Origin of the sequence: Bacillus kexueae, assembly GCF_022809095.1 — a bacterium.
Taxonomy (GTDB): domain Bacteria; phylum Bacillota; class Bacilli; order Bacillales; family Aeribacillaceae; genus Bacillus_BZ; species Bacillus_BZ kexueae.
Genome location: NZ_JALAZE010000001.1, coordinates 411,916 through 428,724, shown reverse-complemented (window position 1 = coordinate 428,724; position 16,809 = coordinate 411,916). Strand labels below are relative to the sequence as shown.

15 protein-coding genes and 2 pseudogenes are annotated in these 16,809 nt (G+C 39.9%); 12 read left to right on the top strand and 5 right to left on the bottom strand.

Annotated elements, in window-relative coordinates; all coding sequences use genetic code 11:
• The first annotated feature begins 131 nt into the window (after positions 1 to 131).
• Complete coding sequence (locus ML543_RS02285) at positions 132 to 1,154, top strand: LacI family DNA-binding transcriptional regulator (protein WP_243385521.1); 1,023 nt, start codon at positions 132 to 134, stop codon at positions 1,152 to 1,154.
• A 15-nt stretch (positions 1,155 to 1,169) separates the two neighbouring features.
• Positions 1,170 to 1,793: a histidine phosphatase family protein gene (locus ML543_RS02280; protein ID WP_243385520.1), complete on the top strand. Its 624-nt coding sequence runs from the start codon at positions 1,170 to 1,172 to the stop codon at positions 1,791 to 1,793.
• Here ML543_RS02280 and ML543_RS02275 read toward each other — a convergent pair.
• Positions 1,773 to 2,120, bottom strand: coding sequence for a hypothetical protein (locus ML543_RS02275; protein ID WP_243385519.1), 348 nt, complete (start codon positions 2,118 to 2,120; stop codon positions 1,773 to 1,775). The genes ML543_RS02280 and ML543_RS02275 overlap by 21 nt on opposite strands.
• A 241-nt stretch (positions 2,121 to 2,361) precedes the next feature.
• Between ML543_RS02275 and ML543_RS02270 the strand changes: the two genes are divergently transcribed.
• Together ML543_RS02270 and ML543_RS02265 are read left to right on the top strand one after the other, a co-directional pair.
• Positions 2,362 to 2,655, top strand: a complete 294-nt coding sequence (locus ML543_RS02270; protein WP_243385518.1) for a transposase — start codon at positions 2,362 to 2,364, stop codon at positions 2,653 to 2,655.
• 176 nt (positions 2,656 to 2,831) lie between these two features.
• Positions 2,832 to 3,053 carry a hypothetical protein gene (locus tag ML543_RS02265; RefSeq protein ID WP_243385517.1) on the top strand — a complete coding sequence of 74 codons (222 nt, stop codon included), beginning with the start codon at positions 2,832 to 2,834 and terminating at the stop codon, positions 3,051 to 3,053.
• Between the two features lie 397 nt (positions 3,054 to 3,450).
• Here the strand turns inward: ML543_RS02265 and ML543_RS02260 are convergent.
• A pseudogene (locus ML543_RS02260) lies at positions 3,451 to 3,666 on the bottom strand (DUF3892 domain-containing protein); the annotation flags it as partial.
• 122 nt (positions 3,667 to 3,788) lie between these two features.
• On the opposite strand from ML543_RS02260, the gene ML543_RS02255 reads away from it, so the two are divergent.
• Positions 3,789 to 3,947 (top strand): DUF1540 domain-containing protein, encoded by a 159-nt coding sequence (locus ML543_RS02255; RefSeq protein ID WP_243385516.1) that lies wholly within the window; start codon positions 3,789 to 3,791, stop codon positions 3,945 to 3,947.
• Between the two features lie 234 nt (positions 3,948 to 4,181).
• Here ML543_RS02255 and ML543_RS02250 read toward each other — a convergent pair whose 3' ends face one another.
• Complete coding sequence (locus tag ML543_RS02250; protein WP_243385515.1) at positions 4,182 to 5,048, bottom strand: YitT family protein; 867 nt, start codon at positions 5,046 to 5,048, stop codon at positions 4,182 to 4,184.
• Positions 5,049 to 5,300: 252 nt separating this feature from the next.
• On the opposite strand from ML543_RS02250, the gene ML543_RS02245 reads away from it, so the two are divergent.
• Positions 5,301 to 6,380, top strand: coding sequence for a nitric oxide synthase oxygenase (locus tag ML543_RS02245; RefSeq protein ID WP_279326521.1), 1,080 nt, complete (start codon positions 5,301 to 5,303; stop codon positions 6,378 to 6,380).
• Between the two features lie 33 nt (positions 6,381 to 6,413).
• Here ML543_RS02245 and ML543_RS02240 read toward each other — a convergent pair whose 3' ends face one another.
• Positions 6,414 to 7,823, bottom strand: coding sequence for an N-acetylmuramoyl-L-alanine amidase (locus tag ML543_RS02240; protein ID WP_243385514.1), 1,410 nt, complete (start codon positions 7,821 to 7,823; stop codon positions 6,414 to 6,416).
• A gap of 164 nt (positions 7,824 to 7,987) precedes the next feature.
• Positions 7,988 to 8,974, bottom strand: coding sequence for a S8 family peptidase (locus ML543_RS02235; RefSeq protein WP_243385920.1), 987 nt, complete (start codon positions 8,972 to 8,974; stop codon positions 7,988 to 7,990).
• A 721-nt stretch (positions 8,975 to 9,695) separates the two neighbouring features.
• Here ML543_RS02235 and ML543_RS02230 point away from each other — a divergent pair.
• The 6 genes and pseudogenes from ML543_RS02230 to ML543_RS02205 all read left to right on the top strand — a co-directional run bounded on the left by ML543_RS02230 (position 9,696) and on the right by ML543_RS02205 (position 16,803).
• Positions 9,696 to 11,096 (top strand): sigma-54 interaction domain-containing protein, encoded by a 1,401-nt coding sequence (locus tag ML543_RS02230; RefSeq protein ID WP_243385513.1) that lies wholly within the window; start codon positions 9,696 to 9,698, stop codon positions 11,094 to 11,096.
• A 58-nt stretch (positions 11,097 to 11,154) separates the two neighbouring features.
• Positions 11,155 to 12,531, top strand: coding sequence for a YjiH family protein (locus ML543_RS02225; protein WP_243385512.1), 1,377 nt, complete (start codon positions 11,155 to 11,157; stop codon positions 12,529 to 12,531).
• A gap of 50 nt (positions 12,532 to 12,581) precedes the next feature.
• Positions 12,582 to 13,877 carry an aspartate aminotransferase family protein gene (locus ML543_RS02220; RefSeq protein ID WP_243385919.1) on the top strand — a complete coding sequence of 432 codons (1,296 nt, stop codon included), beginning with the start codon at positions 12,582 to 12,584 and terminating at the stop codon, positions 13,875 to 13,877.
• 107 nt (positions 13,878 to 13,984) lie between these two features.
• Positions 13,985 to 14,491: pseudogene (locus ML543_RS02215) on the top strand (DNA topology modulation protein).
• A gap of 21 nt (positions 14,492 to 14,512) precedes the next feature.
• Positions 14,513 to 14,956, top strand: coding sequence for a DUF4275 family protein (locus ML543_RS02210; RefSeq protein WP_243385511.1), 444 nt, complete (start codon positions 14,513 to 14,515; stop codon positions 14,954 to 14,956).
• 368 nt (positions 14,957 to 15,324) lie between these two features.
• The gene (locus tag ML543_RS02205) at positions 15,325 to 16,803 is read left to right on the top strand and encodes a spore germination protein (RefSeq protein WP_243385510.1); all 1,479 of its coding nucleotides are present in this window, start codon (positions 15,325 to 15,327) and stop codon (positions 16,801 to 16,803) included.
• The last annotated feature ends 6 nt before the right edge of the window (positions 16,804 to 16,809 follow it).

Sequence of the window (16,809 nt, the reverse complement as noted above, 5' to 3'; positions counted from 1 at the left end):
TAATGGCCTATTTTTTATAAGAATTCATGAAAACGTTTGCATGAATTTTGCACAGTCGATATAATGAATTTAGAAGATTGCGTGATATAATGGGCAAATAGGATTTTACTTGTTCGGAGGAGATTACTAACATGGCAGTAACAATCAAAGATGTAGCAAAAGTGGCAAACGTTTCGCCATCTACCGTTTCGCGTGTTATTGCGAACAACCCTAGAATTAGTGAGGAAACGAAGCGAAAAGTTCGAAAAGCGATGGACCAGCTAGGTTATTATCCGAATTTTCAAGCGAGAAGCTTAGCGAATAAAAGCACGCAAACCATTGGGGTCATTATGCCGAGTTCTACGAATTATGCGTTTCAAAACCCGTTTTTCCCAGAAGTGTTGCGCGGGATTAGTGTGAAAGCACATGAAATCGGGTATGGTCTTTATTTATCAACCGGAACGAAAGAAGACGAAATTTATCAAGAAGTCGTCTCGATGGTTCAAGGCGGTCGAGTAGATGGCATTATTTTATTGTACTCCCGCGTAAACGACAAAGTCATGAACTATTTATTTGAAGAAAAATTTCCGTTCATCGTTGTCGGGAGGCCAAATGAACATCCTGATCAAATTACCCACGTGGATAACGATAACGTCAGCATTGCAAAGCAAGTAACGGAATATTTTATTGCACATGGACATGAGCGAATTGCTTTTGTGGGTGGAGATGTTGATCTTGTTGTGACAAAGGATCGTTTAGTTGGGTATAAACAAGCGTTAAAAGAAGCGAACATTCCGTTTGAACCTGCATACATCGTACAAGAACGCTTTTTGCGAGAAGGGGGAAGAGAAGCAATCAAAGAATTGCTATCCCTTCCAAATCCACCAACGGCACTCGTTGTGGCAGACGACATCATGGCGTTTGGGATGATGAGCCATTTTGAACATTTAGAAATTCGTGTTCCTGATGAAATCTCGATTATTAGTTTCAACAACGTGATGCTAGCGGAATACTCGAAGCCTCCGTTGACGTCAGTGGACATTAACATTTTTCAGCTCGGATATGAGGCGGCGAATTGTTTAAATGAACGAATGCAAAACCCGAACGTATTAGCGAAACGGATCACCATTCCAGCGAAAATGATTGAGCGTCAATCGTGTAAAAAGCTTTCGTAAAGGGAGAGGATTTTGTTGGTAACGATTTATTTAACGAGACACGGACAAACAGAGTGGAATGTCGAAAAACGAATGCAAGGGTGGCTCGATTCACCACTCACAGAGGAAGGGAAAAAAGCGGTGGAACACCTAGGTGAACGGCTAAAAGATGTCTCTTTTGATGCCATTTACCATAGTCCAAGCTTAAGAACGGATCAAACTGCAAATATTTTATTAAATCACTTAACGATTGATCGCGTTGAAAAAGATGAGCGATTAAAAGAAATTCATTTAGGACATTGGGAAGCCAAAACGCAAGCTGAGCTGAAAGAACTTTATACGGATGACTTCCATGCCTTTTTCAACGAGCCGCATCACTACGAAGCGAAAAGCGGTGAACACTTTCATGATGTTCAAGAACGCGTCATTTCATTTTTAAACGACCTGCTTAACAAGCATCAAGAGGGCAATATTTTAGTTGTCACGCATGGCGTTTGGCTAAAGGTCCTCATGAACTATGTGAAAAACGAGCCCCTTGCCCAATTATGGGAAGGACCGTTCCAGCACGGAACGTCCTTGAGTATTCTGAAAGTAGAAGACGGTCAATTCATCATTGAAAAAGAAGCGTGTACGGACCATTTAATGGTGGCCAAACGTTAATATAAACATTACCACATTTGCGATGAATAGAGCTGAGAGTGTAACAAGCACAAATTTTCGCTTCTGCATCCATGTCACAAGCAATGTAAATATCAAATAGGCGAAAGTTGTAAAGGAGATGAGCTGTACCCATTTCTTCATGCTTAAAACAGCTTCCGGATTCTGTCGCCATACATAATGCTCATCCAATCCGTAAGGGACTGTGAGACCTGATAATAGAAAACCGAAGAAAATAAAAGCACCAACAAGATGGAGAACGAATGTAATCCCACGCTCTTTCTTCGGTGTAATCACGACTTGCTGCTGTTTTTCAACTGGCAACTGCATGCTTTATCCCTCCTAAACTAGCTATCTATGAACTAGTACGAATGGATGAAGAAAAGGTTTCAAAAAAATGTAAAACGCATTCTAGGAAAGAATGCGTTTTTTAAATAGGGAAATTTGATGGAGAAATATTCTACATTGTTTTTTTAGTGTATATAAAAAACTTGAGCTAGTCTAAAAAAGACACGTCAAAATGGAATTTCATTTATAATAGAACGAATACTTTAAAAGGGTGTGTTCTTAAATGAGAAAACAGTATGATCAGGAATATAAAGAGTATGTAGCCAAGTTAATTGTTGAAGAAGGGCGTAAACAAACAGGTGTTGCATATGAACTTGAAATTGCAACCTCTACGGTTGGAAGATGGGTGAAAAATTATCGAGAAAAGATGGAACAAAGCAAGAACTCCGAAAGTAATTTAACCCCATCAGAAGTTGAAAAGTTGATGAAGAAGCATCAACGTGAAGTCGAAAAACTAAGAGAAGAGAATGAAATCTTAAAAAAGGCCATGCACATCTTTAAGCAAAACCAGGAGTAAAGTTTCGTTTTATTCACGATGATCGTGATGAATACGCCATTGTGAGGATGTGCTAAGTCTAAAATATTGAGGTAGAGACCTTTTATAGAATGTAATAGGCGATGAGTAAGGAGTTTCAAAAATTCTATTAAAATTTAAATTAGACGGAAATAAATATTCGAGGAGGAAGTCGAGGTTTGGGAATTTTTTTAATTATTTTAGGACTCTTTTTATTACCGTTTGGTTGGATTTTAATAAAAGAAAGATATGAAGATATCAAGGACTTAAATTTGAATGAGAAAGTGGTTGCTATTATTTTTGAGGTTGTAGATATTCTTACAATACCAATTTTTTCAGCATGGCTAATCATATTATCTATTCTAATGATTATAGGTGGAATTTTAATGCTTTTACTATGAATATACATAAAGAAGAATATTTAACACAAATTGTCCTTAATCTGTTGGAATGGTTCAGTAGTTGAAGCGGAGCGTGGAATATTACTAAGTAGAAAATAAGCTTCAATTACAACTCAAGACTTTCATTTCTTCTTCCACAATTGCTCATGATTGTTGGATACTAAAGTTATTAAAAAAACGTTAAAATGTTAAATGAAAAACATCGTTGTTAACAGGTGTTACTTAATCAAAGATTCGTCACTCCATTATTTTTTGGAATAACAGGCACTATTTTATTATTTGTCAGTGATTTTGAAAGTAATTAAATCAATCAAAAAGCCTCAGAAGAATTTTAACATTCTTAGAGGTTTTTTGATTTTATAGAAAAATTCCACTGTAAACTTCTTCCCTAATCCCATCAAAATTCCGGTAATTCACTCAAGTTGTTTTCCGTTTTGCCATCTGGTTCACTTCGAATAATTTCCCGTCCGTATTTTTGGAAAACGTCGACGTGTTCGAGCTTTCCGTTTTTTGCTTCTTTCAGTGCGGTTTCATAGTCGAGTACACGTCCTGTATTCGTTTGAAAGGCAATCAAGTCACCGTCTTCTTTTTTTCGTACAGCGATGATTTGTTCTTTTTCCATTCAAATCCCTCCTTCATGAGCATGAAGTCTCCTATAGTATGTCCGTTCACGTTGCGTATATGAATGAAAATCAGACAGGTGGAAACAATAACGGATGAGGGAGGTGAAGATTCGTGGCACAAGACGTATTATGTGAAGTGAACAATTGTAAATTTTGGGCGCAAGGAAATAAGTGTAGCGCTGAGGCTATTTATGTCGTTAGTCATAATGGCAAGCAAGCAAAAGAGAGTGAAGAAACGGATTGTAAAACATTTGAACCAACTAGTATGTAATGAAAAAAGCATGCAGATCAATTCGCGATCTTGCATGCTTATTATGTGATAATGAGAATCGTTTTTATTCACGCTTGACAAATTTCTTGCCAATTATTTTCTACATATGCTTTTTTGCCAAATAACAACACTTTTATCGTCACTTTGATGGAAATCCATAGGAATCTCATGTACGTCATCTCCCTTACCCATACTATATGTATGGAGAAGGGCTAAGGTGATAGCATGTACATGTTATTGCTGCGAAAATCCTTCCCCTAACACTTCAGATGAGTCCATCACGACGACGAACGCTTTCGGATCGACTTTTTTGACGATGTTTTTTAGTTTTGTAAATTCTGATTGGTCGACAACACACATAAGCATGGGACGAATGGAGTTCGTATAGCCACCCTGCGCGGAAAGACGCGTCACCCCGCGATCGATTTGATGAAAAATCGCAGTGCGCACTTCCTCTTCTTTATCGGTAATAATAAGTGACGTTTTCGTACGGTTTAATCCTGTTTGAATTAAATCAATGGATTTACTAATCGTATATAAAGAAATAAGTGCATATAACCCTTGTTGAATGTCAAATACGACAATTGAACAAAGGACAATTAAACCGTCCAACAACACAATGCTTTTTCCGAGTGTAAGCGATGAGAATTTATGAATTATTTTGGCAGCTAGAGCTGTTCCCCCAGTTGACCCGTGACCCATGAACACAATGCCAAGACCGATCCCGACCCCAACTCCACCGAAAATGGCCCCTAAAAGTGGGTCCGTTGTGGCTGCTGGAAAGTGACTCGTTGAATACACAACAAACGGTAAAAAAAGTGAGCCGAGAATGGATTTCACAGTTTCTGATTTTCCAAGTAAAAAATGCCCGGCAATCAATAGTGGTATGTTAATCCCCCAAATAATGTAGGCAGGCTCCCATCCGAAAAGGGCTTCAAGCATAATGCTTATGCCGCTAACACCGCCTGAAGCGATGTAGTTTGGAAGTAAGAAAACGTTATAACTAATCGCGACAATGCTCGAGCCAAGTAATATATAGAAAACGTCCAACCATTTTGCGGATATGTACGTCGTTTTATTTTTTAAAACGGCTGTGCGCATCTTTTCTCCCTCCCTCGTTCGTTCGATGTAACGAGAAAGATTTTATCTTTAATTTTGTTTTTTGTAAATAACAGTTAAGTACAGCTTTAACGCGATGATAAACTACTACAGAAACGAAAGCGATTGCAGTTTATTTAAAAAAGCACCGAGATTGAACTGTCACAACACAGTCAAACTTCCAACCAGTCATTTGGCACGCATCGTGATATAATTTGGACATAATATGGAGAGAAACGATTGAAGGTGGACATCTTGGATTTAAATCTTTTTGAAAAAGCGAAAGAGTTTATTACGCTTTGCTACCATGAATTAAAGAAGGAGACCGAAATTGACGATCGGTTGAACGAAATACAAACAGAAATAAACAAGACGGGAACATATACTCATACATATGAAGAACTATCGCATGGGGCTAAAATGGCGTGGCGAAACAGCAATCGCTGTATTGGACGGCTCTTTTGGTCTTCGTTGCACGTATTTGATGAGCGACACGTAACGACTGAAGAAGAAGTATATCACGCGCTTTGCCGACATATCGACTATGCGACGAATGATGGGAAAATTAGACCTTCTATCACGATTTTCCGTCCAGAAGGTGTTCGAATTTGGAATCATCAGCTCCTTCGCTATGCGGGATATGAGACCAATGAAGGCATCATAGGTGACCCTGCCTCCGTTACGTTAACGAAAGTGGCGGAATCTTTAGGATGGAATGGGGAAAAAACGAATTTTGACTTGTTGCCTCTTATCATTCAAATGGACGATCGCTCGCCTAAATGGTTTCCGATTCCGAAAGACATTGTCCTAGAAGTCGAGATTACCCATCCAGAAAAGGATGATTTTCGCGAACTCGGTTTAAAATGGTATAGCGTTCCGATTATTTCTGATATGAAACTAGAAATTGGCGGAATAGAATACAAGGCAGCACCGTTTAATGGCTGGTACATGGAAACAGAAATCGGAGCGCGCAACTTTGCGGACGAAACACGGTATAATATGCTTCCTGCTGTGGCAGAACTGTTTCAATTGGATCAAAGACATAACGCTACACTTTGGAAAGACAAAGCTTTAATTGAGTTAAACATTGCTGTTCTTCATTCGTTTAAAGAAAAGGGAGTAAGCATTGTCGACCACCATACAGCCGCCAAACAATTTCAACATTTTGAAGAACAAGAAGGGAAATGTGGAAGGGACATCACAGGGGACTGGACGTGGCTTATCCCACCAGTGTCACCCGCAACGACACATATCTTTCATTGTTCGTATGAAGACAAAATCGTTTCACCAAATTACTTCTATCAAGAAAAGCCATATGAAAAAGACAGCCTATAAATGTGAAAGGCTGTCTTTTTTGGACGCAAAGTGCTAGTTTTTTAACGTTTGTTGAATCGCTTTTTCTTCATTTGTCATCGTTTCTTTCGCAAATGAAATCATGCGTAAATAAATGTTTAAAATCAATTGTCCGTAGGTATCACCAGGAACGGCCCACTTTCCGTTAAGTGCTTGCCACGTCGTCGCACTTCCCCTTTTAACGAGGTTGAAGCGGGGGTCGACAAGTGGATAAGTGGTAGGGAGCGGTTTGGTGGATGCATAGGCGAATAAATGTTGAAGTTGTGCGAGAACGCCTTCTTCTTCTGTTTGAAAAGATGCGCCACTAACCCCGCCACCTGTTGCCCCGATCCCAGCAAAATTATTTTGTTCTTTCGCTACATCCCCTGTAAAACGGAAATAATCCGTTTCTAAAATTGCTTGAGCAAAAGCGATATCACCACGGATGTTATAGGCTTTCCCAAGCTCAATGTACAAGTCACCGAGGGAAGGTGCATCCGGGTTAACTGTGCGTACGAATTGGTCCATCACATTCCCTAAAAGGATTGGGGACCCTAGAATTGGATAGCCTGCTTGTGAAGGAGGCTCTTTCGTAGGTTCTTCTTGATTTTCGTTAGTTTGTTCATTATTTGATGGAGTTGGCGAAAGGATGAAAGCATCGGTAATTCCGATTGATTTTAAATTTTCAACTTGAATTTCGGCATTTTTCTTTTCCGAATAGGCTCCTGCTTGAACCCGGTAATACGTTTCACCATTTAATGAAACAGGTACGATGAAGGAGTCAATTTGATTATTTTTTAACATTTCCACGCGCTTTTCGGCATTTTCTCTTTCTTTAAATGAACCAGCAATCACCTTGTATAAATCACTTGGAGGTTGAGGTGGAGGCGTGTTTTTCTTCGGCAACTGAAGGGCATTGGCTATTCCTTTTCCTAATGCAGTCGTATAGTCACGCATAAACGAGTCAGAGGTTAAAAGCTTTAAATCGTTTCGGTTATCGATAAACAATGTTTCAATCAAGATGGCTTCCATCTTCGTTTCGCGCAATACATGGAAATTCGCTCGTTTCTTCCCGCGATCACGGACGCTGTATGCCGGACCAATTTTTTTCATCACTTCATCATGAATGATCGCCCGATAACTGACGGTTTTCGGTGTGACATTTCCACTATAAATATAACTTTCAAAGCCTGTTCCGCCACCGGCGTTAATATGAATGGAACAAAAATAATCGACGTTTTGTTTATTCGCATAATCGGTTCGGGCAGAGAGACTGACAGTTTCATCTTTCGTTCGAGTAAGCAAGACCGTAACTTCATAGTTTTTTAACAAATAATCGCGTACACTTAACGTAATTGATAGATTAAAATCTTTCTCTTTGTAGCCCCCGTTAACGGCACCAGGGTCACTGCCACCGTGACCAGGGTCTAACATAAGTTTTACCATTTTGTTCACCACCTTCTTAATAGTAGTATATTCCTGATAGGTGGACTGTGTCGTCCATTTTTTAACAAATGCCCTTCATTATATATTTAGACAGAAACCACGAAAAAGGAGCTTTCGTAATGAAAACTCCTTTCAGCTTGTGTCATGAATATTGGAAATGATATTTACCACCGCCTAAACCAAGAGGCTCCTACATCACTTTGACCAAATCTAGAAAGTAAGTATGGTGTCGTTAAGTAGAGCAAACCGTTTCCTTCGAGTGACTTAGCGTGACCGAGTGGAACAGTGCGTTTAATAAGCTGGGCATACAATTCAGGCTCCGATAACGAACGGTCAAACTGTTCCTTCGTTTGCTGTTTAATAAGGGCTAATGCTCCGGCAACATGTGGTGTCGCCATCGACGTTCCACTGAAGGAGGCGTACTTTCCATTTGGTACTGTTGAGATGACCTCTTCGCCTGGAGCAACTAAATCGACTTCGTTGTTCGAATTGGTGAAACGAGAAATATTGCGATTTTTTCCGATGGCTCCGACGGATATCACTTCATTGTAAGCACCGGGATACGTATATTCATCGGTCGATTCGTCTCCATCTCCATCATTTCCGGCAGCACAGACGACTAAAATATTTTGAGCGACTGCCTTTTGAATACTTTCATGTAATCCTTTATGCCTCGACGGACCTCCAAGCGACATGGAAATAATATCAACCTTTCGCTTAATCGCATATTGAATTCCTTCAACAATCCACTCATATCGTCCAGTCGCACGCTTTGGATTAGCAGGATCCTGCCCAAGAACTTTTAAGACGAGAAGCTTTGCCTGCGGTGCAACACCTGTCACTCCACTGTTGCTTTCGCGTGCAGCAATTGTCCCAGCCACATGCGTCCCGTGCCCGTGATAATCTGAATAATTTCGAGGGTCCCCTCCATCGTCAGTCGTAAAATTTCGTCCGCCAATTATTTGACCTTGTAAATCGGGATGAGACCTGTCACACCCAGTATCAAGGACGGCAATTGTCATACCTTTTCCTTTCATTCCTTCCCGCCAAATAGAAGGTGCTTGTACGACTTGAACCCCATCTGGAACTTCTGACGCTGAATCCGTTGTCCGAATCGTCTCATACGGCAAAAGCTTCATCTTGCGCTCGATCATCTCTATTCCTCCTCTCCTCTCATACATATGACAACGAAATGTCCGTGATACATGAAAGGTTTTGGTGAGAAACGGGAGGAGCACGTACTATCCTGATATCGGAAGTGATGAATAAAGGTGGTGAAACTGATGAATAAAGTCGTGGAAGTGATGAATAAAGGGGGTGAAACTCATGAATAAAGTAGTGGAAGTGATGAATAAAGGGTAAGAAACTGATGAATAAAGTAGTGGAAGTGATGAATAAAATGGCGAAACTGATGAATAAAGTCGTGGAAGTGATGGATAAAGGGTGTGAAACTGATGAATAAAGTCGTGGAAGTGATGAATAAAGGGTAAGAAACTGATGAATAAAGTCTCATAAGTGATGAATAAAGGGTGCGAAACCGTTGAACAAATTCTCCAAAGTAATAAACAACTAGAACAAAACGGATAAATAACTGTCTCGAAACGTTGAACAAAATTAATAAACCGATCAACAATCGATAGAACACTAAACTTCTATGGGAAAATCATGTTTTGTGAATAAATAAACAAAATGAATGTATAAATATATTTTCTTGAATAAGTGAGTTGAATGAATAGTAATCTATAAAAATTTTATTTTTATACAAAAATAATTGATTAACAAACGTTTAATACGTTATATTAGGGAATAAATATACAAAAATGAATAATTTCCTCTTTATTTCTTATTCAAAATCGAATAGAATATTCATAAATGAATATTGGAATGAAATGGGTGAAGGTGTTGAAAGATTATCTCGAAGAAACGGAAGCGATATTAAATGCCATAAAAGAAGATTTTATGGTTACGAGTACGGATGGGACGATTATACGGGCAACGAAGGTAACTGCTGACATATATGGGATGAAGGAAGATGAGTTGATTGGACAATCCGTTTACGATTTGGAGCGACGCGGAATATTTACCCCGCTTGTTACACCGCTAGTACTTGATAAGCGCGACCGGGTGACGGTTGTTCAGCAAACGTTGACAGGGAAAAAGCTTTTAATTACAGGAATTCCAGTGTTTGACGATGAGGGAGAAATCTACCGTATCGTCAGCTTTTCCTACGATTTAACCGAGCTTCTCAATATGAAGAAGTACTTAGAGAAAATGCAAGATGAAATGGATCGGGTAAAGCTTGAGCTTGAAAATTTAAAGAGTGAGCGTGTCGGAGAAGATGGGTTTATCGCACAGGACCCAGTCATGAAACGAAGTGTTCAAATTGCGCGTCGCGTCGCTGATGTGGATGTGAACGTGTTGTTGCTTGGGGAATCTGGGGTAGGAAAGACGATGTTTGCTAAAGACATACATAAACGAAGCAGCCGATCAGAGGGCCCATTTATTGAAGTGAATTGTGGAGCAATTCCTGCGAGCTTGTTCGAGGCGGAGTTTTTTGGGTATGAAGGAGGAGCGTTTTCTGGAGCGAAACGACAAGGGAAGCCAGGTCTTGCTGAGCTTGCGGATGGCGGGACGCTATTTTTAGATGAAGTCGGCGAATTGTCGCTTGAGCACCAAGTGAAATTGTTATCGCTCATTCAAAATAAAAAGTTTTATCGAGTTGGTGGAACGAAGGAGCGAACGGTCGATTTCCGGTTAATTGCAGCTACGAATCAAGATTTACGACGCTTAGTGGATGAAGGAAAATTTCGTGAAGACTTATATTTTCGCCTTCACGTCGTTCCGATAACCATTCCGCCATTAAGAGAGAGAACGGGTGACCTCGTTCCGTTAATTCACTACTTTCTTCAATACTTTAATGAAAAATATAATCGGAAGCGAGAATTAGATGAAGGCGTGCTGTACCAACTTTTACAAAACCCGTGGAAAGGGAATGTACGTGAGCTGATGAACGTTATGGAACGACTTGTGGTCACGTCTCCAACGAAGCTCATTACAATTGATTACTTGCCAGAAGCGATGCGAATGGACATGCCACAGGTAATGCCGGAAGTATCATATACAGAAAAAACGCTTGACGAAGTCTTAAGCGAAGTGGAGTACAACGTGTTAAAAGAAGCGAAGGAGCGCTATGGAACAACGACGAAAATCGCAGAGAAATTGGGTATTAGTCAACCTACCGCTGTCAGAAAATTAAAAAAATACAACCTCTAAAATATTGGCATAGAACTTGCATGTATATTTATTGAATGACTTGAAGGGGGGACTTACGATGGAATTACAAAAACACGAAATACAAAACAAGTCAGCATCATATTCAAAATCTGCTTATGTAAAATTTCTTTTACCATCAGTAATAGGGGTCTTACTATTTTTAGTACCAGTATTTTATAAAGGGAAATGGACAATTGGAGTTGGAGTGTTCGCTGAAACGGTGCAAGCTTCTTTAGCAAGTACATTGCCACTCATTATGACGATGATTTTATTTTTGTCGGTCGTTTTAACAATCGTAGCTAAGTGGCTAAAGCCGAACGTTATTATGTCTTCACCGTTCTTAAAAGGGTTGTTTGACGTACAGCCGTTCTGGTTCATTTCACGTATACTCGGTTTTGTTTTTGCTCTCATGACGTATATGAAATGGGGACCTGAAATCATTTGGTCAGATTTTACGGGAGGGACTGTTTTATACGCATTAATTCCCGTTTTAATGACATGGTTTTTATTTGCTGCTCTTTTAATGCCACTTTTAATGGACTTCGGATTGATGGACTTTATCGGGACGCTCGTTCGTGACATTATGCGTCCGGTTTTTAAGCTACCGGGCCGCTCATCAGTCGATGCGCTCGCATCGTGGATGGGAAGTGGAACGGTCGGTGTTTTAATTACAACGAAGCAGTTTGAAGAGGGATATTATACGAAGCGAGAAGCGGCGGTAATTGCGACGAATTTCTCCGTTGCTTCAATCGCATTTAGTCTTGTAATCATTCAATTTATTAATCTTGAGCATATGTTTGTTCCGTTTTACGTAACGGTTGTTGTTGCGGGGATTGTGGCGGCAATCATTTGTCCGCGCATTCCACCCCTTTCGCGCAAAAAGGATGAATACTATGAACCGGTCGGTCAAAAGATTTCCGAGGAAGTGCCAAGTGGGGTAACGAAATTTCAATGGGCAGTTGATAAAGCAGTTGAGAAAGCAAGCGACGTAAAAAGTGCAGGGCAAGTCATTAAAAAGAGTATTGTCAGCGTTATTGACATCTACTTCGGACTCATTCCGCTCGTAATGGCGCTCGGTACGATCGCACTAATTTTAGCGGAATACACACCAATCTTTTCGATTTTATCGTATCCGTTCGTTCCGATCTTAGAGTTACTACAACTGCCGGAAGCATCGAAAGCTGCACCTGCCATGCTAGTTGGTTTTGCGGATATGTTTTTACCAGCGGTTATCGGTTCAGGAATCGAAAGTGAAATTACCCGCTTTGTCATTGCGGTGATGTCGTTAACACAACTAATTTATATGTCCGAAATCGGTGTTCTTCTATTAAAGTCAAAAATTCCAATTAGCTTTTTCGAGCTATTCGTGATCTTTTTACAACGGACAATTATTACACTTCCGATTGTGACGGTAATGGCTTACATGTTTTTTTAAATCGAATTGGGAACGTGAAAGGAGTATTTTAAATGGCTAGAGATGTATCAATGTTTCAAGAACAATGGAATGGTTTATTAAATAAATTATCGAACCGTTTAGCACCAGGAATGGCGAAGGACCATCCGAACTTGCCGGTTGTAAAAGAAGAAGGGTGCTACTATTACGGCCTTGATGGGCGAAAGTATTTAGATTTTACATCTGGGATTGCCGTTACAAACGTCGGGCACCGTCATCCGAAAGTAGTGGAAGCGGTGAAAAAAGGGGCGGACTCTCTTCTTCATGGACCTTCAGGGGTCATTATGTATGAGTCTATTTTACGCCTTGCAGATGAATTAGCGGAAATTACACCGGGGGATATTGATTGCTTCTTTTTTGGAAACAGTGGTACAGAAGCAATCGAAGGGGCTTTAAAATTAGCGAAGCATGTGACAAATCGTCCGTATGTCGTCTCGTTTACTGGCTGTTTTCACGGGCGGACACTCGGTGCACTAAGTGTGAGCACATCGAAAAGCAAATATCGAAAATATTTACAACCGAACGGGTTGACGTATCAAATTCCTTACTATGACCCACAAGAAACGAAAACAGAGTGGGAAGCTGTCGCTAAACTTGAAAAAGATTTCGAACGGCTATTTAACCATCAAGTTCAACCAGAAGAAATTGCTGCCATTATTTTAGAGCCCGTTCTTGGTGAAGGGGGCTACATCGTACCGCCGAAAGCATGGGTGCAAAAAATCCGTACGATTTGTGATCAGCATGGCATTCTATTAATCTTTGACGAAGTTCAAACTGGCTTTGGACGTACGGGAGAATGGTTTGCGGCCCAAACATTTGACGTCGTACCGGATATTATGGCTCTCGCAAAAGGAATTGCAAACGGCCTTCCGTTAGGGGTGACAGCTGCATCTGAACAGCTAATGAAACAATGGCCACTTGGGAGCCATGCTACGACATTTGGAGGAAACCCACTCGCATGCGAAGTGTCGCTTGCAGTCATTGATGTCATTCGGGAAGAAGGCCTGCTACAAAATGCAAAAGAAATGGGCGCATATGCGAAACAACAGTTAGAAGAATTGAAAGAACAATATCGTTCCATTAAAGATGTTCGTCAAATTGGATTAATGATCGGAATCGAAATGGCAAATCCACTAACCGGAGAACCGGACGGAGAAGGTGTCCTACAAATATTAGACTATGCTTTAGAAGAAGGAACACTCTTTTATTTATGCGGAAACAAAGGGGAAGTCATTCGTATGATCCCACCACTAACCGTATCAAAAGAGCAAATTGACGAAGGACTGCGCGCGTTAAAACTAGCACTAAAAAAATACGAAGGTTCTTAAATGAAGTAAAGTAGACCAAATCGCATATGATTTGGTCTACTTTTTATATGAAGATAATGGTAATTTCATGTTAAAATAAAACGCTGGATGCACAAAGGGGGGATTTTATGAAAAAAATAATGTTAATTGGTTCAGGAGGGGCTGGGAAATCAACATTAGCAAGGAAATTAGGTGTAAAATTAGGAATCGATGTATATCATCTTGATACGCTATTTTGGAAGCCTAATTGAGAAGGTGTCCCTAAAGATGAACAAAGAAAAGTCCAAAACGATTTAGTGAAAAAAGAAGAGTGGATAATTGATGGGAACTACGGAGGAACGATGGATATAAGACTTAACGCGGCAGATACGATCATTTTCCTTGATATTCATCGGACAATTTGTATATATCGTGCATTGAAAAGAATGTGGCAGTATCGAAACAAATCAAGACCGGACATGGCAGAAGGTTGCAAAGAAAAATTCGACTTTGATTTTTACAAATGGATATGGTATTACCCTAAAACGAAGAGACCAGACATCGTAAAGAAACTTACACAACTATCTGCTCATAAGAAAGTCATTATATTAAAATCACCAAAAGAAGTAAAACATTTCATAGAGGAGCTTCAATAAAAAAGGCTTGAGGGGATTCTAATGGACTTAGTAGATAAATTGAAAAACAAAAACATTAAGGTAAAAGAAATACCGAAATGGGGAACGTATTTACAGAAGGAATGGGAGAAAAATTTCGCCAATCATCTTAGTGATAAAGAAAAAAGGAAAATTTATTTATTCGATAACGGGGGTTTTGGCGGCTATCTATGGCATCTATTCAGCTATAAGAAGAAGGATTGTCTTGAAGGTGAAAAAGCTGAAGAGGCTTTTAACAATGAGCCAAAAAATAAATGTTATATCTTCTTCCAAGATTCCGAATACGCCTTACTCCTTGAAAATGCTTCAATGTTTAACACCGACGACTTAACAGATGAAACTGGTATAGATATGTACATTGTAGATAAACATTTTCGTTGGACTTTTGTAATAACACACGAAACAGGTTGGTGTGGTCCTTATTTTAGCCGAAAAGAAAAAATATAAAAACGCTTGGGTTTCCAAGCGTTTTTATGTGTTAATTAAACGTTTTTTAGATTTTCTCCACATTATCGGAACTACTTATTAAAAAAGGTCCAAGCCTTTTTGTGTGTAAAATTTTTTGGGGAAGACTTTGAAATTTGGGCGTAGAGTTTGGTCATTCGGGCGGAGATTCAGAAACTTGGGCGGAAAGCTCGTGCCCTTGGGCCAAACCTTAGAACTTCGGCCGAAACAACGGAAACTTTAACTATGCATCGCCAACATTTCAAATCCCAAAACTTATACTTTTCTTCCTTTCACTCGCTAAGTCGTGCATAAATTTCCAATGTGTGAAAACAATAAGGGAAACTACGCCTAAAAGTGAGGGAAGTGTTATGCGGAATCAATGGTGGAAAAAGATGCTTTTTTCAACGGAATCAAAACAATCGAAGCCTGTTACGCAAATGCCGTGTAGCTTCACTTTAGGTGAAAATTTACGTTTTTTAAAGGACCAACTGCAGATCTCGCATTTGGCTTACCGCCGCTTTTTAATTAATTCTCATAAAGAAGCGGAGATTTTGTATGTGAATGGGTTAGTGGATGAGCAAAAGGTTCAGGAAAAAATTTTACATCCATTAATGTATGAGGATCACTCTGATTCGTTTAATCCGCTAGCTACCCTATACGAATACCATGCGAATGATGAGATTGTCATCGATTCGATTTACGATTTGTTGTTGAAGGGACATACGATTTTATTTATAGATGGTGTCAACAAATTGTTTGTGTTTTCAACGAGCGGCGTTCCGAAGCGCTCGATTGAAGAGCCGCAAACGGAGTCGATGCTGAAGGGGACGCATCTCGGCTTTATCGAAGTGCGGGAAGATAATATTTCAATGGTGCGGCAATATGTCGATGGTCAAAGCTTAAAAATCAAACATTATCAACTTGGGCGACGGAAAAAATGTACCGTTTCCCTTATGTTTTTAGATGATTTAGTCCATGGGGATGTGTTGGTTGAGCTAGAGAACCGATTAAAAAAAGTAGATGTCGATACGCTCTTAACCATCGGGGGATTGGAGGAAATGATTGAAGATAATCCGTATTCACCTTTCCCACAATTTTTAACGACTGAGCGACCGGATACGGTGAGTATGCACCTTTTACAAGGAAGAATAGCGATGTTTATGGATCATTCATCTGGTGTACTAGTTGGGCCGAGTAATTTTGCTTCCTTTTTTCATACGGTAGATGATTACAATTTGCGATGGAGCGTCGTGTCGTTTATTCGTTTCTTACGATTTGCGGCGTTTTTCTTATCCATTTTACTTCCGTCGATATATATTGCGGTATTATCGTTTCATTATGAAGTTATCCCCATCAACTTATATGTATCAGTAGCGGAATCACGAGAGCGGGTTCCGCTTCCACCTATTATTGAAGCTTATATCATGGAAGTTACACTGGAAACGTTGCGGGAAGCTGGATTAAGGCTCCCTGCTCCAATCGGTCAAACAGTGGGGATTGTCGGTGGTATCGTTATCGGACAAGCGGCAGTTGAAGCGGGTTTAGTTAGTAATATCATGGTTATCGTCGTGGCGTTAACGGCAATTTCTTCGTTCATCCTACCGAATCAAGATTTTGCGGCTGGGGCACGTTTGCTCCGATTTGCGTTCATGTTGATTGCAGCGTTTTTCGGAATGATTGGCATTATGTTTGGTGTGATGCTTTTAATCGGGCACTTAATTGCACTAGAATCACTTGGAACACCGTATGGAAATCCATTCTCTCCAACACGGTTTAAATATTGGGGAGATCTCATCCTTCGCTTACCAAAAATGGGGACGAAGTTTGTGAAACATCAAAAAAAATAGGTGATA

What these genes read in the sequence shown, in the direction of transcription:
- ML543_RS02285 (WP_243385521.1), top strand. Translation starts at nt 132, where the DNA reads ATGGCAGTAACAATCAAAGATGTAGCAAAAGTGGCAAACGTTTCGCCA.
- ML543_RS02275 (WP_243385519.1), bottom strand. Translation starts at nt 2,120, where the DNA reads ATGCAGTTGCCAGTTGAAAAACAGCAGCAAGTCGTGATTACACCGAAG.
- ML543_RS02270 (WP_243385518.1), top strand. Translation starts at nt 2,362, where the DNA reads ATGAGAAAACAGTATGATCAGGAATATAAAGAGTATGTAGCCAAGTTA.
- ML543_RS02250 (WP_243385515.1), bottom strand. Translation starts at nt 5,048, where the DNA reads ATGCGCACAGCCGTTTTAAAAAATAAAACGACGTACATATCCGCAAAA.
- ML543_RS02240 (WP_243385514.1), bottom strand. Translation starts at nt 7,823, where the DNA reads ATGGTAAAACTTATGTTAGACCCTGGTCACGGTGGCAGTGACCCTGGT.
- ML543_RS02230 (WP_243385513.1), top strand. Translation starts at nt 9,696, where the DNA reads ATGAATATTGGAATGAAATGGGTGAAGGTGTTGAAAGATTATCTCGAA.
- ML543_RS02225 (WP_243385512.1), top strand. Translation starts at nt 11,155, where the DNA reads ATGGAATTACAAAAACACGAAATACAAAACAAGTCAGCATCATATTCA.
- ML543_RS02220 (WP_243385919.1), top strand. Translation starts at nt 12,582, where the DNA reads ATGTTTCAAGAACAATGGAATGGTTTATTAAATAAATTATCGAACCGT.
- ML543_RS02210 (WP_243385511.1), top strand. Translation starts at nt 14,513, where the DNA reads ATGGACTTAGTAGATAAATTGAAAAACAAAAACATTAAGGTAAAAGAA.
- ML543_RS02205 (WP_243385510.1), top strand. Translation starts at nt 15,325, where the DNA reads ATGCGGAATCAATGGTGGAAAAAGATGCTTTTTTCAACGGAATCAAAA.